Origin of the sequence: Klebsiella sp. 141161 (assembly GCF_050600815.1) — a bacterium.
Lineage (GTDB): Bacteria > Pseudomonadota > Gammaproteobacteria > Enterobacterales > Enterobacteriaceae > Klebsiella > Klebsiella aerogenes.
This window is the reverse complement of the sequence record NZ_JAQIRN010000013.1, coordinates 36,678-57,157: the sequence shown is the minus strand read 5'-3', so window position 1 is coordinate 57,157 and position 20,480 is coordinate 36,678. Positions and strand designations below refer to the sequence as shown.

22 protein-coding genes are annotated in these 20,480 nt (G+C 54.6%); 7 read left to right on the top strand and 15 right to left on the bottom strand.

Annotated features, from left to right (window positions below; all coding sequences use genetic code 11):
• Positions 1-158: 158 nt before the first annotated feature.
• On the top strand, positions 159-440 hold the full coding sequence (locus PGR79_RS23180; RefSeq protein WP_015704055.1) for a YjcB family protein: 282 nt from the start codon (positions 159-161) through the stop codon (positions 438-440).
• Between the two features lie 64 nt (positions 441-504).
• On the opposite strand, the gene iraM is transcribed toward PGR79_RS23180, so the two are convergent.
• Positions 505-864: an anti-adapter protein IraM gene (gene iraM / locus PGR79_RS23175; RefSeq protein WP_213317916.1), complete on the bottom strand. Its 360-nt coding sequence runs from the start codon at positions 862-864 to the stop codon at positions 505-507.
• Positions 865-1,315: 451 nt separating this feature from the next.
• Between iraM and PGR79_RS23170 the strand changes: the two genes are divergently transcribed.
• Positions 1,316-2,896, top strand: a complete 1,581-nt coding sequence (locus PGR79_RS23170; RefSeq protein ID WP_430922586.1) for a transglycosylase SLT domain-containing protein — start codon at positions 1,316-1,318, stop codon at positions 2,894-2,896.
• Between the two features lie 80 nt (positions 2,897-2,976).
• On the opposite strand, the gene ssb1 is transcribed toward PGR79_RS23170, so the two are convergent.
• A complete protein-coding gene (ssb1, locus tag PGR79_RS23165) occupies positions 2,977-3,501 on the bottom strand; it encodes a single-stranded DNA-binding protein SSB1 (RefSeq protein ID WP_015368746.1) in 525 nt (174 codons plus the stop codon).
• 254 nt (positions 3,502-3,755) lie between these two features.
• Here ssb1 and uvrA point away from each other — a divergent pair, with 254 nt between their 5' ends.
• The 3 genes from uvrA to PGR79_RS23150 all read left to right on the top strand — a co-directional run bounded on the left by uvrA (position 3,756) and on the right by PGR79_RS23150 (position 7,448).
• The gene (uvrA, locus tag PGR79_RS23160) at positions 3,756-6,581 is read left to right on the top strand and encodes an excinuclease ABC subunit UvrA (protein WP_045396741.1); all 2,826 of its coding nucleotides are present in this window, start codon (positions 3,756-3,758) and stop codon (positions 6,579-6,581) included.
• A 142-nt stretch (positions 6,582-6,723) separates the two neighbouring features.
• Positions 6,724-7,131, top strand: coding sequence for a hypothetical protein (locus tag PGR79_RS23155; protein ID WP_411326027.1), 408 nt, complete (start codon positions 6,724-6,726; stop codon positions 7,129-7,131).
• A complete protein-coding gene (locus tag PGR79_RS23150) occupies positions 7,131-7,448 on the top strand; it encodes a hypothetical protein (protein ID WP_411326028.1) in 318 nt (105 codons plus the stop codon). The genes PGR79_RS23155 and PGR79_RS23150 overlap by 1 nt, the downstream gene beginning before the upstream one ends.
• 1 nt (position 7,449) lies before the next feature.
• Here the strand turns inward: PGR79_RS23150 and PGR79_RS23145 are convergent, their stop codons facing one another.
• The 6 genes from PGR79_RS23145 to dnaB form a co-directional block, all read right to left on the bottom strand.
• On the bottom strand, positions 7,450-7,803 hold the full coding sequence (locus PGR79_RS23145) for an MmcQ/YjbR family DNA-binding protein (protein ID WP_411326029.1): 354 nt from the start codon (positions 7,801-7,803) through the stop codon (positions 7,450-7,452).
• A gap of 3 nt (positions 7,804-7,806) precedes the next feature.
• Complete coding sequence (locus tag PGR79_RS23140) at positions 7,807-8,223, bottom strand: secondary thiamine-phosphate synthase enzyme YjbQ (RefSeq protein WP_113374999.1); 417 nt, start codon at positions 8,221-8,223, stop codon at positions 7,807-7,809.
• A 142-nt stretch (positions 8,224-8,365) separates the two neighbouring features.
• Entirely contained in the window at positions 8,366-9,079 is a 714-nt protein-coding gene (gene aphA / locus PGR79_RS23135) for an acid phosphatase AphA (protein ID WP_015368752.1), read from the bottom strand.
• 240 nt (positions 9,080-9,319) lie between these two features.
• Positions 9,320-10,513 carry an aromatic amino acid transaminase gene (gene tyrB / locus PGR79_RS23130; protein ID WP_411326030.1) on the bottom strand — a complete coding sequence of 398 codons (1,194 nt, stop codon included), beginning with the start codon at positions 10,511-10,513 and terminating at the stop codon, positions 9,320-9,322.
• A gap of 184 nt (positions 10,514-10,697) precedes the next feature.
• The gene (gene alr, locus PGR79_RS23125; RefSeq protein ID WP_271032795.1) at positions 10,698-11,777 is read right to left on the bottom strand and encodes an alanine racemase; all 1,080 of its coding nucleotides are present in this window, start codon (positions 11,775-11,777) and stop codon (positions 10,698-10,700) included.
• A 31-nt stretch (positions 11,778-11,808) separates the two neighbouring features.
• Complete coding sequence (dnaB, locus tag PGR79_RS23120) at positions 11,809-13,224, bottom strand: replicative DNA helicase (protein WP_015368755.1); 1,416 nt, start codon at positions 13,222-13,224, stop codon at positions 11,809-11,811.
• Positions 13,225-13,656: 432 nt separating this feature from the next.
• Between dnaB and PGR79_RS23115 the strand changes: the two genes are divergently transcribed.
• Complete coding sequence (locus PGR79_RS23115) at positions 13,657-14,640, top strand: quinone oxidoreductase (RefSeq protein WP_213794922.1); 984 nt, start codon at positions 13,657-13,659, stop codon at positions 14,638-14,640.
• Between the two features lie 193 nt (positions 14,641-14,833).
• Here PGR79_RS23115 and pspG read toward each other — a convergent pair whose 3' ends face one another.
• From pspG to PGR79_RS23100, 3 genes are all read right to left on the bottom strand, one after another.
• Positions 14,834-15,076 (bottom strand): envelope stress response protein PspG, encoded by a 243-nt coding sequence (gene pspG, locus PGR79_RS23110; RefSeq protein ID WP_045396775.1) that lies wholly within the window; start codon positions 15,074-15,076, stop codon positions 14,834-14,836.
• Between the two features lie 141 nt (positions 15,077-15,217).
• Positions 15,218-16,216, bottom strand: a complete 999-nt coding sequence (dusA, locus tag PGR79_RS23105) for a tRNA dihydrouridine(20/20a) synthase DusA (RefSeq protein WP_087858839.1) — start codon at positions 16,214-16,216, stop codon at positions 15,218-15,220.
• A 102-nt stretch (positions 16,217-16,318) separates the two neighbouring features.
• Positions 16,319-16,807: a cupin domain-containing protein gene (locus PGR79_RS23100; RefSeq protein WP_015368759.1), complete on the bottom strand. Its 489-nt coding sequence runs from the start codon at positions 16,805-16,807 to the stop codon at positions 16,319-16,321.
• Positions 16,808-16,921: 114 nt separating this feature from the next.
• On the opposite strand from PGR79_RS23100, the gene zur reads away from it, so the two are divergent.
• The gene (gene zur / locus PGR79_RS23095) at positions 16,922-17,437 is read left to right on the top strand and encodes a zinc uptake transcriptional repressor Zur (protein WP_045379090.1); all 516 of its coding nucleotides are present in this window, start codon (positions 16,922-16,924) and stop codon (positions 17,435-17,437) included.
• Positions 17,438-17,517: 80 nt separating this feature from the next.
• On the opposite strand, the gene PGR79_RS23090 is transcribed toward zur, so the two are convergent.
• The 4 genes from PGR79_RS23090 to PGR79_RS23075 form a co-directional block, all read right to left on the bottom strand.
• Positions 17,518-17,727: a CsbD family protein gene (locus PGR79_RS23090; protein WP_015704042.1), complete on the bottom strand. Its 210-nt coding sequence runs from the start codon at positions 17,725-17,727 to the stop codon at positions 17,518-17,520.
• Positions 17,728-17,902: 175 nt separating this feature from the next.
• Positions 17,903-19,228: an MATE family efflux transporter DinF gene (gene dinF, locus PGR79_RS23085; protein ID WP_430922582.1), complete on the bottom strand. Its 1,326-nt coding sequence runs from the start codon at positions 19,226-19,228 to the stop codon at positions 17,903-17,905.
• Positions 19,229-19,298: 70 nt separating this feature from the next.
• Entirely contained in the window at positions 19,299-19,907 is a 609-nt protein-coding gene (gene lexA, locus PGR79_RS23080) for a transcriptional repressor LexA (protein WP_015704040.1), read from the bottom strand.
• A gap of 122 nt (positions 19,908-20,029) precedes the next feature.
• Entirely contained in the window at positions 20,030-20,398 is a 369-nt protein-coding gene (locus PGR79_RS23075) for a diacylglycerol kinase (RefSeq protein WP_113374994.1), read from the bottom strand.
• Positions 20,399-20,480 lie beyond the last annotated feature (82 nt).

Genomic DNA, 20,480 nt, shown 5'->3' with positions numbered 1-20,480 from the left:
AAATCAACAAATGTGATATAGTTCACACAAGTTGATGAAACAGAACTGTCGTTTCATCACTCCCTGAAGTGCCCCCAGATAGCCAGAGCGTCTCATTATTGATAATCGCGCCAGGTTGTCTAAGGCTCCCGAATTTCTTTGAGAGATAGGATAAGTTAATGGCTTCCATTACTACCAGTGTCGTACTTTTGCGCTGGCCCCTGGTGAGCGCGGTATTGATGTTCCTGGCCAGCTCGCTGAATATTCAATTACGTAAAAGCGACTATGCCGGCTTAGCGATTATTTGTAGCTGTCTGGGTCTGGCTGCCGCCTGCTGGTTTGCCACCGGCTTGTTAGGTATCACCATGGTGGATGTCGCCAAAATCTGGGGCAACATTAAAGATGTCATGGTTGAAGTCATGAGTCAGACGCCGCCAGAGTGGCCAATGATGATGACCTGATAAAAAAGCTTCCTGCGGGAAGCTTTTTTATTTTCAGCAACGATGATGTTCTTCTCTACCCAAGCTAATATTGTCCGCATAACATCGGCCGCAGACGCTCGTTCGGGCAGCGCTTAACCGCACAATACGATTGATAAAGACAAGATTCCGGCTCCGCGACCTCGAAATTATACGGACAGGTTGGCCGCTCTCTTAACGTTTCCCACTGTTTATCGTCATAACACGTGATGTTATAAATTTTTAATGAATGATATTGATCATTAATTAAAACTTTAGATGAATAAAGCTTCATGGTTTCGCCAGGAATTAATAAAAGATCGGCTTCATACCAGATAATAAACTTCAGAAACCGCAGCCCCGATATTGACGAGAATGCAACGCCGGTATGCGGGCAGATAAGGGTGTTAAGAATCGTCCATTTCATCTTCCATCCTTGTAAGTAAAATCTGTTACGGGAAATTTAGTGATAGCACTCCAGGCCGTTATCTGCAAGGTGGCTGATTAATATTGTGATATAGACCAAGCCTGATACATCTCGGCTATACCTCTCTTGAAGTAAGCAAACCCGGGCATTCTACGAATTATGTATTAATACTAAAAAAACAAAACCATGCAAAGACTATAACTAACCTTACAATATATTTTAAATAGCAGACAAAAATATCATTTTGATATTCAAGTGGGCGGAATAATCAATTAGCAATCGCAAAATGAAAATATTTTCTAGTATGAGAAGTGCCTCTGTCCTTTGAATTCTCGCAAACAGGCAAATACCACCTACGCCGAGCAGCACACGAGGGAGGTAGATAGAAAAAGGCACAGGGGCGCGTTTGCATTGACTAAAATATAACCATCCCCCTGCAGAGTGCCGCATCATGAACATCTTCGGTTTTCAACGTCGCCTGGCGATGGTTTCCTGCTGCCTTCTCGCCATACTGTTTGCCTTCTCCGCTTCAGCGGCTTCGACGAGTAAAGCGTCGCCGGCGCATAAGGATAAAGCTGAGCTGACCATCGATATGGATCATATCATGCAGCCACAAAAAGGCGATCTTCCCGATATGATCAATCGGCGGGCGATCCGGGTGCTGACGACCTACAGCAAAACGTTCTTTTTTATCGACAAGGGTACCCAACGCGGCGCCACCCACGATCTTTTCATCGCTTTAGAAAAAGATCTCAATAGCAAGCTGGCAAAAGAGAAGAAGCTGAAGCAGAAACACCTCAAAGTGCGGATCGTTTTTATCCCGGTGACGCGGGATAACCTGTTCAAGGCACTGAATGAAGGCAAAGGGGATATCGCCGCCGCCAATCTCACAATTACTTCATCGCGTCAGGAAAAGGTCGCCTTCACCACCCCGCTCTATAGTGATGTCAAAGAGCTATTAGTTTCGGGGCCATCATCGCCCGAGGTAAAAAGCCTGGAGCAGCTTTCCGGTAAAACCGTGTTTGTTCGACGCTCATCCAGCTATTACGAAAGTTTGCAGGCGCTTAACGCCCGCTTTGCCAAAGCAGCGCTGCCGCCGGTCATTTTGCAGGAAGCACCAGAAGCGCTCGAGGATGAGGATCTTCTCGAAATGCTCAATGCCGATCTGATACCCCTGATCGTGGTGGATCGCCATAAAGCGATTTTCTGGAAACAGGTGTTTCCAAAAATTCAGGTGCATGACGACATTGTGTTACGAGATGGCGGCGACATCGCCTGGGCGGTCCGCAAAGACAACCCGCAGCTTCTCGCGGTGCTGAATAATTTCGTGAAGAATAATCGTCAAGGCAGCACCCTGGGAAACACGATTCTGCTGCGCTACCTGAAAAGCGCGACCTACGTTAAAAACGCCGCAGCCAACAGAGAGCGCGCTAAGTTTTTGCAGATGGTGGAAATTTTTAGAAAATATGGCGAACGCTATGATGTCGACTGGCTGCTGATGGCCGCCCAGGGATATCAGGAATCGCGGCTCAATCAATCAGTACGCAGCCACGTTGGCGCAATCGGCGTGATGCAGGTCATGCCCGCAACCGGCAAGGAACTAAAAGTTGGCGATATTAAGAAAATCGATCCCAACATTCATGCCGGCGTGAAGTATATGCGCTGGATGATTGATCATTACTATGGCGATCAGCCAATGACGCCGCTTAATAAAGCGCTGTTTTCGTTCGCGTCCTACAATGCGGGCCCGGCGCGTATCGCGCGTCTACGTACGGAAACCCAAAAACGCGGTTTTGATCCGAACATCTGGTTTGGCAACGTTGAGAATCTCGCGGCGGAAAAAATCGGCGCTGAGACGGTGACCTATGTCAGCAATATCTATAAATACTACATTGCCTATCGACTGATAATGGATGATATCGCCCGTAAACAAAAAGCGACCGCCACCCCGCTACCCGAGCCAGGAACAGGTAAGCTTCAACCAGACGCGGCTCCGCCAACCGCTCCTGAAGCTTCGGCCCCGGCAGCCTGAGAGCCTGAAATGAAAAAAGCCCCGAACAATCGGGGCTTTTTGTTGGTTTACTGCACAGGCAGTACGTAATAAGGAAAACCTTAGAACGGGATGTCGTCGTCGAAGTCCATCGGCGGTTCGTTAGATGGCGCTGCCGGGGCCTGCTGCTGCGGACGAGACTGCGCGCCGCCGCTGAACTGGTTGCCGCCCTGCGGCTGCTGAGGCTGACCCCAACCGCCCTGCTGCTGGCCGCCGCCTGCCGGTGCGCCGCCGCCCTGACGGCCGCCCAGCATCTGCATGGTGCCGCCGACGTTTACCACGATTTCAGTGGTGTACTTGTCCTGGCCTGACTGATCGGTCCATTTACGGGTACGCAGCTGGCCTTCGATATAAACCTGAGAACCTTTACGCAGGTATTCGCCCGCGACTTCCGCCAGTTTGCCGAACAGCACAACGCGGTGCCATTCAGTCTGCTCTTTCATTTCGCCGGTTTGCTTATCGCGCCAGGATTCGGAAGTTGCCAGCGTGAAGTTGGCGACAGCGCCGCCACTTGGCATGTAGCGTACTTCCGGGTCCTGCCCCAGATTACCGACGAGAATCACCTTGTTTACGCCTCTGCTGGCCATGATCGAATCTCCTGAATAATACGTTTTGTATAAGTGTAAACCGGGAATTCTAACACCACAAAGGGGCAATTTGATAGCTGCGAAGCCAATTCCAGAAAACATGCCGCTGCTATGCAAATTTTCACCCTCTTACTGCAGCGCCATTCCAATACTGTATATCCAGACAGGTTAAATTGTGTCATAATTAGCCGTTTCTGCCGTTTGTCCTTTAAGCAAACCAGGCAATCCGTGTATCTACCTACCGGGAAAGGTGAATGGATAAGATCGAAGTTCGGGGCGCCCGCACCCATAATCTCAAAAACATCAACCTCGTCATTCCGCGCGACAAACTTATTGTCGTCACCGGGCTTTCTGGGTCTGGCAAATCCTCACTCGCTTTCGACACCCTGTACGCCGAAGGCCAGCGTCGCTACGTCGAATCGCTCTCCGCCTACGCGCGACAGTTCCTGTCGCTGATGGAGAAACCGGACGTCGATCATATCGAAGGGCTGTCGCCGGCGATTTCTATCGAACAGAAATCGACCTCCCACAACCCGCGTTCGACGGTAGGTACGATTACTGAAATCCATGACTATCTGCGCCTGCTGTACGCCCGCGTCGGTGAACCGCGCTGTCCGGACCACGACGTGCCCCTGGCCGCGCAGACCGTCAGCCAGATGGTCGATAACGTGCTCTCTCAGCCGGAAGGTCAGCGCCTGATGCTGCTGGCGCCCATCATTAAAGAACGTAAAGGCGAGCACACCAAAACGCTGGAGAACCTTGCCAGTCAGGGCTACATCCGCGCGCGGATCGATGGCGAAGTCTGCGATCTTTCGGATCCGCCGAAATTAGAGCTGCAAAAGAAACACACGATCGAAGTGGTTATCGACCGCTTTAAAGTGCGCGACGATCTGGCGCAGCGTCTGGCGGAGTCTTTCGAAACCGCACTGGAACTCTCCGGCGGTACCGCCATTGTTTCCAACATGGATGACAGTAAAGCGGAAGAACTGCTGTTCTCGGCCAACTTCGCTTGCCCGATTTGCGGCTATAGCATGCGCGAGCTGGAGCCGCGTCTGTTCTCCTTCAACAACCCGGCAGGGGCCTGTCCAACCTGCGACGGCCTTGGCGTTCAACAGTATTTCGATCCCGATCGAGTGATTCAGAATCCGGAGCTCTCGCTGGCTGGCGGCGCCATCCGCGGCTGGGATCGCCGCAACTTCTACTACTTCCAGATGCTGAAGTCGCTGGCCGATCACTATAAGTTTGATGTTGAAGCGCCATGGGGCACCCTCAGCGCTAATGTGCATAAAGTCGTGTTGTACGGTTCTGGTAAAGAGAATATTGAATTCAAATACATGAACGACCGCGGCGACACGTCAGTACGCCGCCATCCGTTCGAAGGCGTGCTGCACAACATGGAGCGCCGTTACAAAGAGACGGAATCCAGCGCGGTGCGCGAAGAGCTGGCGAAATTCATCAGCAACCGTCCGTGCGCCAGCTGTGAAGGCACGCGTCTGCGTCGCGAAGCGCGCCATGTATTTGTGGAAAACACGCCGCTGCCAACCATTTCCGATATGAGCATCGGCCACGCGATGGACTTCTTCAATAACCTGAAGCTGTCTGGCCAGCGGGCGCAAATCGCCGAGAAAGTGCTGAAAGAGATTGGCGATCGCCTGAAGTTCCTCGTCAACGTCGGCCTGAACTACCTGACGCTCTCTCGTTCGGCGGAGACGCTCTCCGGCGGTGAAGCGCAGCGTATTCGTCTGGCGAGCCAGATTGGCGCGGGGCTGGTTGGCGTGATGTACGTGCTGGATGAGCCCTCCATCGGCCTGCACCAGCGTGATAACGAACGCCTGCTCGGTACGCTTATCCACCTGCGTAATCTGGGCAACACGGTCATTGTCGTTGAACATGACGAAGACGCCATTCGCGCCGCCGACCATGTTATCGACATCGGCCCCGGCGCTGGCGTGCACGGCGGCCAGGTGGTGGCCGAAGGGCCGCTGGACGCCATTATGGCGGTACCAGAATCCCTCACCGGGCAGTACATGAGCGGTAAACGCAAAATAGAAGTGCCGAAACAGCGCGTCGCCGCCGATCCGGAAAAAGTGCTGAAGCTCACTGGCGCGCGCGGCAACAACCTCAAGGATGTGACGCTGACGCTGCCTGTCGGCCTGTTTACCTGCATTACCGGCGTTTCCGGTTCCGGTAAATCAACGCTGATTAACGATACCCTGTTCCCCATCGCCCAGCGCCAGTTGAACGGCGCGACGATTGCCGAACCGGCGCCATATCGCGATGTCCAGGGGCTGGAGCACTTCGATAAAGTCATCGATATCGACCAGAGCCCGATTGGCCGCACGCCGCGCTCAAACCCTGCAACCTATACCGGCGTGTTCACGCCGGTGCGCGAACTGTTTGCCGGAGTGCCGGAATCACGTTCACGCGGCTATACACCGGGCCGCTTCAGTTTTAACGTCCGCGGCGGCCGCTGCGAAGCCTGTCAGGGCGACGGGGTGATCAAAGTTGAGATGCACTTCCTGCCGGATATCTACGTACCGTGCGACCAGTGCAAAGGCAAACGCTATAACCGCGAAACGCTGGAAATTAAGTACAAAGGCAAAACTATCCACGAAGTGCTGGATATGACCATCGAAGAAGCGCGCGAGTTCTTTGATGCCGTTCCGGCGCTGGCGCGTAAGCTGCAAACCCTGATGGATGTTGGCCTGACCTATATTCGTCTTGGCCAGTCGGCAACCACGCTCTCCGGCGGTGAAGCCCAGCGCGTGAAGCTGGCGCGCGAACTATCCAAGCGCGGTACCGGCCAGACGCTGTATATCCTTGATGAACCGACTACCGGTCTGCATTTCGCCGATATCCAGCAGCTGCTGGACGTGCTGCATCAGCTGCGCGATCAGGGCAATACCATCGTGGTCATTGAGCACAATCTCGACGTAATTAAAACCGCCGACTGGATTGTCGACCTCGGCCCGGAAGGCGGTAGCGGCGGCGGAGAGATTCTCGTTTCCGGCACGCCGGAAACCGTTGCCGAATGTGAAGCCTCGCACACGGCGCGCTTCCTGAAGCCCTTGCTGAAGTAATCTCTCAGGCCTCTTCCCGCAGTGGAAGAGGCCTCATTTCATCTCATTTCATCTCATTTTTTTACGCTGAGACTTCGTGATTTGCCCAGCGCCTCATTCTGGCGTCTGATAGCCGCTATCGCCCACCGATACCGGGAAAACTATGCGAGTACCACGCCTCATTCCGTTATTTATCATCGCCGCCGCGCTATGTGCGTTAAGCGCCTGCTCGTGGGTTGGCCGCTACAGCGATACGGCCTATCAGCATTTGCTCACACTCAAGCAGTTGCATTTGCAGTTCATCGCCACCGCAGCCACGGATGACAATCAACAATTGACTGATGAAGATGAACAGATTCGCCAGCAGTTTGTGCAGGCGATCGCCCAAAGCGACGCGCTGCGCCAGGAAAACTTCAGGCTACTTGAAGGTAACTATTTACGCGTTTACGCCCATCGCCAGATGCGGGGTGCGCCCTTTACCCCTGCCGAAGCGCAATATTTAACGCGGCAGACCCTTTATCTTTATCAACAGGCTATCGCTGGCGAATGTCAGCGAACAGGGAGGGAATAATGCCGACAACCATGGAAATTCGCACGCTGTTGTCCGCTTGCGCGATTGATAGCGCCGAATGGATGCCATTACTGAATAAAGTACTTGGCGATGAGCAGCGCGAAGTACGCGATAGCGCCATCTTTTTACTGCAGGCATTACAGCAAAAAGCTCAGGGCTGGCTGACCGAAGATGATCTACGGCTACTGCTGGAAGGTCAGCGCGATATTGCCCGCATTCGCGCCAACAACCAGAGCATCGCACGCCAGGCGCAGCTGCAGTCGACGTTATTAAAGCTGTTCGATATCGCGCTGCTGGCGCTGGCAGGCGGGCTATAAGCTACGCTAACTGCCGCCGCTTATCTTCCGGCAGCAGGTCGACCGCCTGCTGATAAGAGGCGTCCACCAGGTAGTAAATCTGCGAATCCGGCAGGGAGCCATCAAGGAAGACCGTGCTCCAGTGAGCTTTATTCAGATGCCTGCTGGGGCGAACATCGCGATGCTGTTCGCGCAGCAGTTCGGTAAGCTCGGGACTCGCTTTAAGCGCAACGGCCGGCCGCTTATCCTCCACTTCTTTCACCATGGCGAATAGCACGTCTGCGACCTTGATTTGCGTCGCTTTCCAGTCGCTATGAACGCTTTGTTCCGCGCCCGGCTTCGCCATGCAGTACTGTAGTAGATCCGATATGGTCATTTTTTATTCTCCCATAAGCGTTGCGACGATATGCCGCGAGCCGCCGTGAATACGATGCTCCCCCAGCCAGATCCCCTGCCAGGTCCCTAATATGACGTTGCCGTTCTGCACCGGCAACATCAGAGAAACGCCCAGCAGCGATGATTTAATGTGCGAGGGCATATCATCAGGACCTTCATAATCGTGTTCATACGGCGCGTTGTCTGGTACGGCGTTGAGAAAATGCTGTTCCATATCAAAACGGACCGTGGGATCGCAGTTCTCATTTAACGTCAGGGAAGCGGAAGTATGCTGGAGTAACAGATGCAGCAGGCCAACCTTGATATGCGAGAGTTCGCGAATTTGACCAATAATTTCATTGGTCACCAGATGGAAACCACGAGATTTCGGGCCTAATGTCAGGGTTTGCTGATGCCACATAAACGACTCCTGTAATGTGTGAATCCTTCTAAGTTTGCAGCAAGAAGCGAAAAGGTAAAACCTCAAACGCTGAAATTCGTACAAAAAAAAGACAGCCTGCGGCTGCCTTTTTCATGTTCAGAAGCGCCGTGTTCCGCACGCCTTAATATTCTGAATTCACAATCACCTCTTCCCCTTGCGAGCCGGCCATCGGCAGCGGTTTGTAGGAGGAGTTTGCCGCGCGCAGCACGCGAATTCCGCGCGCATCGGCGTCGCGGGCCGCCGAGATGTCGTTGTCAGAGTCACCGTAGAAGACTTTGATATTCTTCTCCCGTAACCACTGGGTTTTGGTGTTCTGGCCTGGCTTATCGCCGGCAAAAATCACCGGGTTCATGTTAGCGCCGGGGATGAGGAAATCATCCTGCAGGGTTTTAGAGACGGTCTCAGTTTTGGTCTGGCTGCGGCCGGTCACGAAGTAAATGCTGTCGCCGCGCTTAATATGCATCGCGATCAGCTGGCGGCCCACTTCTTTCGGCATACTGAACTCGTCCCAGCCGTTATTCATCTTTTCCCAGAACTCGGGGTTCTTCAGATAGGCTTCGCTGCCCGGAGAATAGGTTTTCTGCCCACGCCAGAAACCAGGGCTGGAGAACAGCACGGTATCATCGATATCGAACCCCACCGCCATCGGCGCGCGGCCAAGCAGGCTATTTTCGATTTGCGCTACGGATACCCAATGTATCGGCGCCTGTTCGGCAAGTTTCGCGACATTCGTCCCTTCCCAAATGGGCTGCGGGGTGGAAGCGCGCGCGACAACGGAGCTATTAAGAGCGAACAACAGACAGGTGGCGCTAATGGCCAAAGTTAACTTACGCATATTTATCCCTTCACCCGTCGTACACAGGGCGGCTGAACCTGCGTTACTCAGGATTGCAAATTCAATTCGTTGTTATTTTTAATAATGAGTGAGCTTATAAATGCACCAAGACCTTAACGCCTGCCCACACAGATAGAAAGGATTTTCTGCTCAGATGTCATATAAAAAGAGCATGATCACACTTCGGGGTATATTCCCCCTCGCCTTAACGCTGGCGAGGGAGATTTAGTAAGTGAGCACTTACATTACAGCAGCAAACGCCTGAGCCACGCGCTGGACGTTACGCGAGTTAAGTCCTGCCACGCACATCCGGCCGCTGGCAATCAGGTAGACGCCAAACTCTTCGCGTAGACGATCCACCTGTGCCGCGCTTAAACCGGTGTAACTAAACATACCGCGCTGCTTCAGCAGGTAGTCAAAGTTCTTGCCGGGAACGGCCTCTTTCAGCGCCTCTACCAGCGTCTGGCGCATCGCCAGGATGCGGGTACGCATCGCTTCCACTTCCGCCAGCCATGAGGCTTTCAGCGCCGCGTCGTTCAATACTGCCGCGACCACCTGCGCGCCAAAATTCGGCGGACTGGAGTAGTTACGACGCACCGTCGCTTTCAACTGGCCCAGCACGCGGCCTGCCGTTTCCGCATCATCGCAGACAATGGACAGACCGCCGACGCGTTCGCCATACAGGGAGAAGATTTTGGAAAACGAGTTGCTGACTAGCATCGGCAGGCCAGCGCTGGCAATCGCGCGGATAGCGTAGGCATCGTCTTCCATACCGGCGCCAAAGCCCTGATAGGCGATATCGAGGAAAGGAATTAAATTGCGTGCTTTCAACACCTTAACGACTTCATCCCACTGCGCGTTGCTCAGATCGGCGCCCGTCGGGTTGTGGCAACACGGATGCAGCAGCACGATATCGCGCTCAGGGAGCGTCTGTAGTTTGGCGAGGAAGGCTTCAAAACGCACGCCGTTGCTCTCATCATCGAACCAGGGGTAAGTACTTACTTCGAATCCAGCCCCTTCAAATATGGCGATGTGGTTTTCCCAGGTCGGGTCGCTAACCCATACGTGCGACTGCGGGAAGTAGCGCTTGAGGAAATCGGCACCAACCTTCAGCGCGCCGGAGCCACCCAGGGTTTGAATTGACGCTACGCGATTTTGTTTCAGCACCGGATGGTCGGCGCCAAATAACAGCGGCGCAATGGCGTGGCGGTAGCTATTGAGCCCTTCCATCGGCAGATACAGCGAAGCGCCGTGCGGCTGAGCATTGAGTTGTGCTTCGGCATCCGCCACGGCCTGTAGTTGCGGAATAATGCCGTCTTCGTTGTAGTACAAACCGATGCTGAGGTTCACTTTGTCACTACGCGGATCTTCTTTGAAACGCTCCATCAAGGAGAGAATGGGGTCGCCGGCGTAGGCGTCAACTTTTTGAAACACGAGATGTATCTCCAGGTTTACGAAAGCAGGTATTTACACAATAAACCGGAAGTTGGGGAAGGTCGAGGGGATGTTGGTAAGTTATCGGCAAAGATCGCTGCAAACATGGGCGACGCCGCGCGCCGCCCCTGCTCATTACCCCGATAAGCGTAGCGTAATCGGGGAAATATGCCACTGACCGTAGTTAGTCGAGGTAACGAATTGCCAGCCTGGAGGTCAGTCGGGTAATAAGTTCGTAAGCACTCACTTTCGTTATTTCCGCGATGCGCTCAACGGGGAGCCCTTCTCCCCATAACACAACCGGATCGCCGGATTTATCCTGCGCCTGAGGACCGAGATCGACGCAAATCATATCCATCGCCACGCGACCGACAATCGGCACTTCGCGGCCGTTGACCAGCACCGGCGTGCCGGAGGGCGCGGCGCGCGGATAACCGTCGCCATAACCCATCGCCACTACCCCAAGGCGAGTATCGCGCTCGCTAATCCAGGTGCCGCCATAGCCCACCGGCTCCCCGGCTTTATGCTCGCGCACCGCAATCAGGCTGGAGGTCAGCGACATCACCGGCAGGCAGCCGAAATCCTCACCGGTAGAGTGGTTCTCCAGCGGCGAAACGCCGTAGAGAATGATGCCCGGCCGCGCCCAGTCGAAATGCGACTGCGGCCACAGCAGGATCCCGCCCGAGGCGGCAATAGAACGCAGCCCTGGTTTCCCTTCGGTAAAGGTGGTGAAAATATCCAGCTGACGCTCGGTCGCGCCGCATTCCGGCTCATCGGCACGGGCGAAATGGCTGACGATATTCACCGGCTGGCGAACATTTTTGCACCGGCTTAGCCGCTGATAGAACGCTTCTGCCTGTTCCGGCAGAACGCCAAGGCGATGCATACCGGTATCCAGCTTCATCCAGACGGTAACCGGTTCGGCCAGTTCCGCTTGTTCGAGCGCCGCCAGCTGTTCCGGGCTATGTACCACGGTATGCAGTTGCTGCGCGGAAATCAGCGCCAGATCCGCCGCTTCAAAGAAGCCTTCCAGCAGTAATATCGGTTGGGTAATGCCCCCTTCACGCAGGCGCAGCGCCTCTTCCAGGCGGGCGACGCCGAAGGCGTCGGCGTCGGTCAGCGTTCGCGCGGTCTCAAGGAGGCCGTGTCCGTAGGCGTTCGCTTTCACCACCGCAACCAGTTTGCTGGCAGGAGCCAGTTCACGCAGGCGTTGCAGGTTGTGTCGCAGAGCGCGGCGGTTGATAACTACAGTTGCCGCTTGCATTTGAATTCCTTAAAAAAAGACAGACGGAGGTTTACTCATCGTCATACTGAGGGCCGGCATAATTATCGAAACGCGACCACTGGCCGTTAAAGGTCAGTCGTACCGTACCGATCGGGCCGTTACGTTGTTTACCAATGATAATTTCAGCAATACCTTTTAAGTCGCTGTTCTCGTGATAAACCTCATCACGGTAGATGAACATGATTAAGTCGGCATCCTGTTCAATAGAGCCGGATTCACGCAGGTCGGAGTTGACCGGACGTTTATCGGCGCGCTGTTCCAGAGAGCGGTTCAACTGCGACAGCGCCACCACCGGCACCTGCAGCTCTTTTGCCAGCGCCTTCAGCGAGCGGGAGATTTCGGCGATCTCCAGAGTACGGTTGTCGGAGAGCGACGGTACGCGCATCAGCTGCAGGTAGTCGATCATGATAAGACCGATACCGCCGTGCTCACGGGCGATACGGCGGGCGCGCGAACGCACTTCGGTCGGCGTCAGGCCGGAGGAGTCATCGATATAGATATTACGTTTTTCCAGCAAGATACCCATCGTGCCGGAGATCCGCGCCCAGTCTTCATCGTCCAGTTGACCGGTACGGATACGGGTTTGATCGACGCGCGATAGCGAGGCCAGAGAACGCATCATGATCTGCTCGGAGGGCATCTCCAGACTGAAGATCAATACCGGCTTATCTTGCAGCATCGCTGCGTTTTCCACGAGGTTCATCGCAAATGTCGTCTTACCCATCGATGGACGCGCGGCGACGATAATCAGATCCGAAGGCTGTAACCCAGCGGTCTTTTTATTGAGGTCGTCATAGCCGGTATTCACCCCGGTGACGCCATCATGCGGCTGTTGGAACAGCTGTTCAATACGGGCGACGGTGGCATCGAGCACATCGGCGATGTTCTTCGGCCCTTCGTCTTTATTGGCCCGGCTTTCGGCAATTTTAAATACCCGGGATTCCGCCAGATCCAACAGGTCCTCGCTGGTGCGCCCCTGGGGGTCGAAACCGGCTTCGGCGATCTCGTTGGCCACCGAAATCATTTCACGCACCACCGCGCGTTCGCGCACGATGTCGGCATACGCGCTGATGTTCGCCGCGCTTGGCGTATTTTTAGAGAGCTCGGCCAGGTAGGCGAAGCCGCCGACGCTATCCAGTTGCCCCTGACGCTCCAGCGACTCCGCGAGAGTGATCAGGTCAATCGGGCTGCCTGACTCTTGCAGGCGCGCCATCTCGGTAAAGATATGACGATGCGGACGGGTATAGAAATCTTCCGACACCACCCTTTCGGCGACGTCGTCCCAGCGCTCGTTATCCAGCATTAAACCGCCCAACACCGACTGTTCCGCTTCAATCGAGTGCGGCGGGACTTTCAACCCGGCGAGCTGCGGATCGCGTTCGCGAGGTTCTGTCTGTGGTTTGTTGAAGGGTTTATTTCCTGCCATAACTTAAGAATTCACCGATACGCAATTGAGCGTGACAGTATAGCGGCAAACGTGTTGCCGCAATAGAACTGCTGTTTTCGGAAAGAGGAATTGATGGATGAACGCTATCATCCATAATGGAAAGCCATCGTAACCAATAGCGCCATCGCCACACAGACAAAAATAAAAAATTTTCTGTGGTTATTGGACTTTAACGACAACAACATCAAACACACCATCGCTGCCGCTACCACTAACGTCATAACCATCAAGGTAATAATGTAGTCAAAATTATAATTCAGCATAAACGCTCCATGTCCTTCACTCCTGCGCCCGCACAACAGCCGCAAGCTATCCTTGTACGCCTCCTCAAATCCGCGGCAATAAAATCCCTCACCTGTGCAGCGGACTGTTAAGCTTATTCAATAACATCAGAACAGCACAGGAGCAAACATGGCAACACGAATTGAATTTCCCGCGCACGGAGGCCCCGAGGTTCTGCATGCGGTCGAGTTTACCCCTAACGATCCTGCCGAGCACGAAATCCAGGTAGAAAACAAAGCTATCGGTATCAACTATATCGACACCTACATCCGCAGCGGCTTGTATCCACCGCCCTCGCTGCCGAGCGGTTTGGGCACTGAAGCCGCCGGTATCGTTACTAAAATCGGCAGCGGCGTTAAACATATCAACGTTGGCGATCGGGTGGTGTATGCCCAGTCCGCGCTTGGCGCTTATAGTTCGGTGCATAACGTACATGCCGATAAAGCGGCGATTTTGCCGAATGCGATTTCCTTTGAGCAGGCCGCCGCCTCGTTTCTTAAAGGGCTGACCGTCTGGTATCTGCTGCGCAAAACCTATGAAATAAAAGCCAATGAAACCTTCTTGTTCCACGCGGCGGCGGGCGGCGTGGGGCTGATTGCCTGCCAGTGGGCGAAAGCGCTTGGGGCGAAACTTATCGGCACCGTCGGCAGCGAGCAAAAAGCGCAGCGCGCCCGGCAGGCCGGCGCCTGGGAAACCATTAACTATCGCGAAGAAAATATTGCCGAGCGCGTCAAAGCGCTAACCGGCGGTAAAAAAGTCGCCGTGGTTTACGATTCCGTGGGTAAAGATACCTGGGAAGCCTCGCTCGATTGTCTTCAGCGGCGTGGTCTGATGGTCAGCTTCGGCAATTCATCTGGCCCGGTAACCGGCGTGAATTTGGGTATCCTCAATCAGAAAGGCTCACTGTATGTGACCCGCCCTTCTCTGCAAGGCTACATCACCAACCGGGAAGAGCTGACGGAAGCCAGCAACGAGCTATTTTCGCTGATCGCCAGCGGCGTGATCAAAGTCGATGTGGCGGATAATCAGAAATACGCCCTGCGTGACGCCAGACGCGCGCATGAGATCCTGGAAAGCCGGGTGACCGAGGGATCGAGCCTGCTGCTACCGTAACGGGATGAGATCGCCGGAAAAGTTTAGGGCCTCCCGAAGGAGGCCCTGACTTTTTTTGTTCGGCTGTATGTAGGGTACAGCGCGATGAATTCGTTATCGCGCTAATAGTGACAGATTTAATACGCAATGCCTACGCTGTTTTATGCAAAATTACTCAGGTTGTGACACACCGCTCAATCCCCAAAATGATGGCTTAGTAGCGCCAGCGATCTTCGCGGCGATAGCGGGTTGTGGTCGGCGATTTTATCGCCCGAATGACCCATACGACGGCCACCGCCAGCAGCAACCAGGGTAGCAGCTTAAACATTAATGCGAACAGGCCGCCAAAGAACATCAGCGCGGTGGCGACGACCAGCGCGGCAATAATGCCAAGCAGCGAGATGCCGGTGACCAGCAACATGACAAAAAAGCCAATAACAAATAAGAGTTCCAGCATGGTCTTCTCCCGAAATAAATAACCAGATAGCTGATTGGCTATTTCAAGAATCGTGCCAGATATAACTCATTGAATTAAAACAAAACGCCCCACAGCAGTGCTGTAGGGCGTGGCGAAATAGACCAGTTTTTAGCGAAAAGTTTAACGCTTATCGGCAACCAGCTTCAGCGCGTGCTCCAGCACGTTAATATCGGCGCCCGCTTTGTGGGCGTTTTCGCTGAGATAGCGGCGCCACTGACGCGCGCCGGGGATCCCCTGGAACAATCCCAGCATATGGCGGGTGATATGGCCAAGATAGGTACCGCTGCTGAGCTCTCGCTCGATATAGGGATACATTGCGCGCACCACCGCCACCGGATCGGCATCCGCGCCGTCGACGCCGAAAATTTCGCGATCCACAGAAGCCAGAATGCCCGGGTTTTGATAGGCTTCGCGCCCCACCATCACGCCGTCCATATGCTCAAGCTGCTGTTTAGCCTCTGCCAGAGATTTAATTCCGCCGTTAATCGCCATCGTCAGATGCGGAAAATCACGTTTCAGTTGCCAGACGCGCGGATAATCCAGCGGCGGGATTTCGCGGTTCTCTTTCGGACTCAGGCCGGAAAGCCAGGCTTTACGCGCGTGAATGATGAACATTTCACACTCGCCTTTGCCGGAAACGGTCTCTATGAAATCGCAGAGGAATTCATAGCTATCCCGATCGTCAATCCCGATACGGGTTTTTACCGTAACCGGAATCGACACCACGTCGCGCATCGCTTTGATGCAGTCCGCCACCAGCGCGGCATTGCCCATCAGACAAGCGCCAAACATCCCGTTTTGCACGCGGTCAGAGGGGCAACCTACATTGAGGTTAATCTCATCATAGCCGCGCGCCTCGGCGAGCTTCGCGCATTGCGCTAACGCCGCAGGATCGCTACCGCCCAACTGCAGCGCTACCGGATGTTCTTCTTCGCTATAGGCCAAGTAGTCGCCTTTACCGTGAATTATCGCGCCGGTGGTGACCATTTCGGTGTACAGCAGAGTATGGCGCGACAGCAGACGCAGGAAGTAGCGGCAATGTCTGTCGGTCCAATCGAGCATGGGCGCGATAGAAAAACGGTGGGCGGCAAAAGCGGTAGACGTGGATTCTGGCATCATGGCGAATAAATAAGCATCCGGGTAAAAAGGGGCGCTACTATAGCACAAACACAAACCACGGCGCATAGCGTCGAACGCCACGCACCATGGTGAAAATGTGGCCTATATTTTACGCGGTTTACCGTCGTGCGGGCCAAAGAACTGCGGAGGGTGATCTACCCAGCGGTCCTGGCGAGTCGCGGCATAACCCGGGTTCAACGGATAGTAGATACGGTTGTGCTTTTTATTCGCTTCGCCAACGACCAGCAGCCGCACCTCCTGCTCGGTATTATTCAGGAAGGTATGACATACGCCAGTTCCCGCCGGAAAACCAACGCTATCGCCCGGCTCCAGCTTCCATAGATAGCCATTGATCCAGACTTCCGGAAAACCTTCCAGCACATAGATAAACTCTTCTTCATCGCTTTCCGCATGCGGATAAGAGGTTCTTCGTCCCGGCGGTAAGCGTTCATGATGGATGCCCAGCCGATTTAGCCGTAGGCCGCGGGCAAGAGGCGCGCCAATAGAAAAAAGCTCGTGACTATCGGGGTAGGTGGAATCATCCGCACCTTCCAGTTCGCGCCAATGTCGAATGCAATCAGGTCGTTTCATCGTTTTCTCCCGAAAATGAGATACATCAGGTATAGCAAAGCTTGCAGGATCTCGGCGTTTTACCTGGTTCGTGATAAAGTAACAGTTTCAACATCACGCAACCAGAGGATGCTCATGGATAACACCACTTCGCAAGAAATGTTAGCGCAGGCTGAAAAGCTTTGCGTGCAACGTGGCGTACGCCTGACCCCGCAGCGTCTGGAAGTGTTGCGTCTGATGAGCCTGCAGCAAGGGGCGATTAGCGCCTACGATCTGCTGGATCTGCTGCGAGAAAAAGAGCCGCAGGCGAAGCCGCCGACGGTCTATCGCGCGCTGGAGTTTCTGCTGGAGCAAGGTTTTGTGCACAAAGTGGAATCGACCAACAGCTATGTGCTGTGCCACCTTTTCGATCAGCCCACCCACAGTTCGGCGATGTTTATCTGCGATCGCTGCGGCGTGGTCAAAGAAGAGTGTGCGGAAGGCGTAGAAGATATCATGCATACGCTGGCGGCCAGAATGGGCTTTGCTCTACGGCATAATGTGATTGAAGCGCATGGGTTGTGCGCGGCCTGCGTGGAAGTCGAAGCCTGCAGCGCCCGCGAACACTGCCATCACGATCATACTATCCAGATTAAAAAGAAAGCCCGCTGAGTCGGGCGACGTCAGCGGGAAGCTACGGCATATCGCTATGCCGTTAGACAGGCATAAACAGGGGGTCAAAACAGAATTCGCTACCAGCGCGTATCGTTCTTACGCTCCCAGTCAGACACCTCTTTTTCGGCCTGATCTTTCGCATAGCCGTAGCGTTCCTGAATTTTACCGACTAGCTGATCGCGCTTCCCTTCAATGACCGTCATATCGTCATCGGTCAGTTTACCCCACTGTTCCTTGGCTTTACCTTTCAACTGTTTCCAGTTACCGCTGATTTCGTCTTTATTCATCATTACGTCCTCATGATTCGGTGGGTTAACAGCCCGTTTTGTTCCGGACATGGTAATAACTATAGATGACAATGCTGACGCCGATTAGTTATTCGGAATTTTTAACCATCATGCCGATTGAAAACGCTGGGGGAATTTTCCCGGCTCGCGCTGCGCTCAGCCGGGATACTTACTTTCAGGAGGGTGAATTAAACCAGGTGCCACGCTGCCAGTGGCGGCGCCAGATGAGCGCCAGCGAAAGCCCGCGCAGCGCGAGGAACACCGCCAGCGCCAGCCATAGGCCGTGGTTGCCGAGCATGGGCACAGAGAGCAACGTTACCGCAAACCCCGCGGCGGCTACCGCCATGCTATTACGCATCTCCGCGCCGCGCGTCGCGCCAATAAACATGCCATCCAGCAGATAACACCAGACGCCAATCACCGGCAGGATCATCTGCCAGAACAGATAGCGGTCTGCCAGCTGCTGCAATGATGGGATAGAGGTCAATAGCGCGACGATATGCTCACCCGCCACGCTATAGATCAGCGCGAACGCCAGCGCGACCATTCCCGATTGCCGGCAGGCCGCGCGCCAGACTTCCAGCAGTTGGCTACCGTCACGCGCGCCGTAGGCCTGCCCGGAATGGGCTTCGACGGCATAGGCAAAACCGTCCAGCGCGTAAGCGGTAAAGGTCAGCATGGTCATCAGTACCGCATTGACCGCCACCACGTCGCTGCCAAGACGGGCGCCGAAGACGGTGATAGCGCCAAAACAGAGCTGCAGCAGCAGCGAACGCAGCATGATGTCGCGGTTAAGCGCCAGCAGGCGCCGCATATTGCCGCGCCACGCCTCTTTCAACATGGCAAACGTCACGCCGCGTAGCGCCAGCACCCGTTTCGCCATTAGCAGGCCGATGATAAAGGTGGCGTATTCCGACAGCGCCGTCGCCAATGCCGCCCCCTGCACGTTCATATGCAGCCCCATCACCAGCCACAGATCGAGCACGATATTCAGCAAATTACCGACCACCAGCAGGATGACCGGGGCGCGAGCGTACTGGACGCCAAGCAACCACCCTAACAGCACCAGGTTGGCCAACGACGCCGGGGCGCTGAGCCAGCGGATTTCAAGGAACCGCCTGGCCTGTTCCAGTACCGCCTCGCTGCCGCCGACGATATGCAGCGCGAAGTCAATGAGCGGCATGCGGAACAGAACGATGAGCAGCCCGGCGGCCAGCGCCAGGATCAGCGGTTGTACCAGCGCGCGCGCCAGCCGCTGCGGATCTTTGGCCCCATAGGCCTGAGCGGTTAAGCCAGTGGTGCTCATTCGCAGGAACAGCAGCAGCATAAAGAGGAAACTGGTCGCCGTCGCGCCGACGGCGACGCCGCCAAGATAGACGGGACTATCGAGATGGCCGACAACGGCAGTATCGACCAGCCCAAGCAGCGGAACGGTAATGTTAGAGAAAATCATCGGTAGCGCGAGGCGCCACAGTGCTTTATCGGCGGCGTTGAGCAGCATGAAGAGGGACCAGACAGAGGAGGAACATCGCAGCGTCATGCATCATGATGACGCTGCGTTAGGACGGGAGTTACAGCCACTCACCGTTACGGATCACGCCGACGGCCAGACCTTCAATGGTGAAGCTCTGCTGGCGCAGATCGACGACGATTGGGGAAAACTCGCTGTTTTCCGGCAGCAGTTCAACGACGTTGCCCTGCTTTTTCAGACGTTTTACGGTGACTTCTTCATCGATACGCGCGACGACGACCTGGCCGTTACGCACGTCCTGAGTTTTATGCACCGCCAGCAGATCGCCGTCGAGGATACCGATGTCTTTCATCGACATCCCGCTAACGCGCAGCAGGAAGTCGGCATTCGGTTTAAACATCGCCGGATCAACCTGGTAGTGACCTTCAATATGCTGCTGCGCCAGCAGCGGCTCGCCCGCGGCGACGCGGCCAATCAGCGGCAGGCCATGTTCTTCTTCCGTCAGCAGACGAATGCCGCGTGAAGCGCCGGAGACGATTTCAATCGCGCCTTTACGCGCCAGCGCTTTGAGGTGTTCTTCCGCCGCGTTCGGGGAACGGAACCCCAAGCGCTGAGCAATTTCCGCACGCGTCGGCGGCATGCCCGTTTGGCTGATGTGATCCCGGATGAGATCAAACACCTCTTGCTGCCTGGTCGTTAACGCTTTCATTCCGCCCCCTGGGTGTATATACAGTTATGCTGTGAGTATATACAGCTAATGGTGATTTTGGAACCACATATCATATAAAAATCAGGAGATTCTTTGCGTTTTGCGAGCGTTGCCGACAAGACTTAGCGGTAATGCGACCACAAAAGCATGGTCCAGGTGATCAACGCGATGATTATCGCCAGCAGTACCGCCGCCGAACCCATATCCTTGGCGCGCCCGGAAAGCTCATGATGCTCAGGCCCGATTCGGTCAACCACCGCTTCAATCGCGCTGTTTAGAATTTCGACTATCATCACTAACAGGACCGAGCCAATGAGCAGGACTCGCGTAATGACATCGACATCCAGCCAGCAGGCTATCGCCACGGCCACAATAGCGGCGACGCCTTCCTGGCGGAAAGCGGCTTCGTTCATCCACGCCGCGCGGAAACCTTTCCAGGAATAACCTGCTGCTTTAATGATTCTGGTTAACCCAGTGGTATTATTGGCCATCAAAAAGAACCTTTTAATGTAAATGACGTCGCTGAGTGTACGTGTTTGCCGTGTGACAACGGAAATTTTGTACGCTTTCTGT

Excerpts from the sequence above, each read along its gene's own strand:
- PGR79_RS23145 (WP_411326029.1), bottom strand. The coding sequence starts at position 7,803 with ATGACCATATCGGATCTACTACAGTACTGCATGGCGAAGCCGGGCGCG.
- dusA (WP_087858839.1), bottom strand. The coding sequence starts at position 16,216 with ATGATGCCAGAATCCACGTCTACCGCTTTTGCCGCCCACCGTTTTTCT.
- ssb1 (WP_015368746.1), bottom strand. The coding sequence starts at position 3,501 with ATGGCCAGCAGAGGCGTAAACAAGGTGATTCTCGTCGGTAATCTGGGG.
- dinF (WP_430922582.1), bottom strand. The coding sequence starts at position 19,228 with ATGCTGCTCAACGCCGCCGATAAAGCACTGTGGCGCCTCGCGCTACCG.
- aphA (WP_015368752.1), bottom strand. The coding sequence starts at position 9,079 with ATGCGTAAGTTAACTTTGGCCATTAGCGCCACCTGTCTGTTGTTCGCT.
- PGR79_RS23150 (WP_411326028.1), top strand. The coding sequence starts at position 7,131 with ATGCCGACAACCATGGAAATTCGCACGCTGTTGTCCGCTTGCGCGATT.
- PGR79_RS23075 (WP_113374994.1), bottom strand. The coding sequence starts at position 20,398 with ATGGCCAATAATACCACTGGGTTAACCAGAATCATTAAAGCAGCAGGT.
- lexA (WP_015704040.1), bottom strand. The coding sequence starts at position 19,907 with ATGAAAGCGTTAACGACCAGGCAGCAAGAGGTGTTTGATCTCATCCGG.
- PGR79_RS23155 (WP_411326027.1), top strand. The coding sequence starts at position 6,724 with ATGCGAGTACCACGCCTCATTCCGTTATTTATCATCGCCGCCGCGCTA.
- pspG (WP_045396775.1), bottom strand. The coding sequence starts at position 15,076 with ATGCTGGAACTCTTATTTGTTATTGGCTTTTTTGTCATGTTGCTGGTC.
- PGR79_RS23100 (WP_015368759.1), bottom strand. The coding sequence starts at position 16,807 with ATGAAACGACCTGATTGCATTCGACATTGGCGCGAACTGGAAGGTGCG.
- iraM (WP_213317916.1), bottom strand. The coding sequence starts at position 864 with ATGAAATGGACGATTCTTAACACCCTTATCTGCCCGCATACCGGCGTT.
- PGR79_RS23180 (WP_015704055.1), top strand. The coding sequence starts at position 159 with ATGGCTTCCATTACTACCAGTGTCGTACTTTTGCGCTGGCCCCTGGTG.
- PGR79_RS23090 (WP_015704042.1), bottom strand. The coding sequence starts at position 17,727 with ATGAATAAAGACGAAATCAGCGGTAACTGGAAACAGTTGAAAGGTAAA.
- PGR79_RS23140 (WP_113374999.1), bottom strand. The coding sequence starts at position 8,223 with ATGTGGCATCAGCAAACCCTGACATTAGGCCCGAAATCTCGTGGTTTC.
- zur (WP_045379090.1), top strand. The coding sequence starts at position 16,922 with ATGGATAACACCACTTCGCAAGAAATGTTAGCGCAGGCTGAAAAGCTT.
- PGR79_RS23115 (WP_213794922.1), top strand. The coding sequence starts at position 13,657 with ATGGCAACACGAATTGAATTTCCCGCGCACGGAGGCCCCGAGGTTCTG.
- PGR79_RS23170 (WP_430922586.1), top strand. The coding sequence starts at position 1,316 with ATGAACATCTTCGGTTTTCAACGTCGCCTGGCGATGGTTTCCTGCTGC.
- dnaB (WP_015368755.1), bottom strand. The coding sequence starts at position 13,224 with ATGGCAGGAAATAAACCCTTCAACAAACCACAGACAGAACCTCGCGAA.
- uvrA (WP_045396741.1), top strand. The coding sequence starts at position 3,756 with ATGGATAAGATCGAAGTTCGGGGCGCCCGCACCCATAATCTCAAAAAC.
- alr (WP_271032795.1), bottom strand. The coding sequence starts at position 11,777 with ATGCAAGCGGCAACTGTAGTTATCAACCGCCGCGCTCTGCGACACAAC.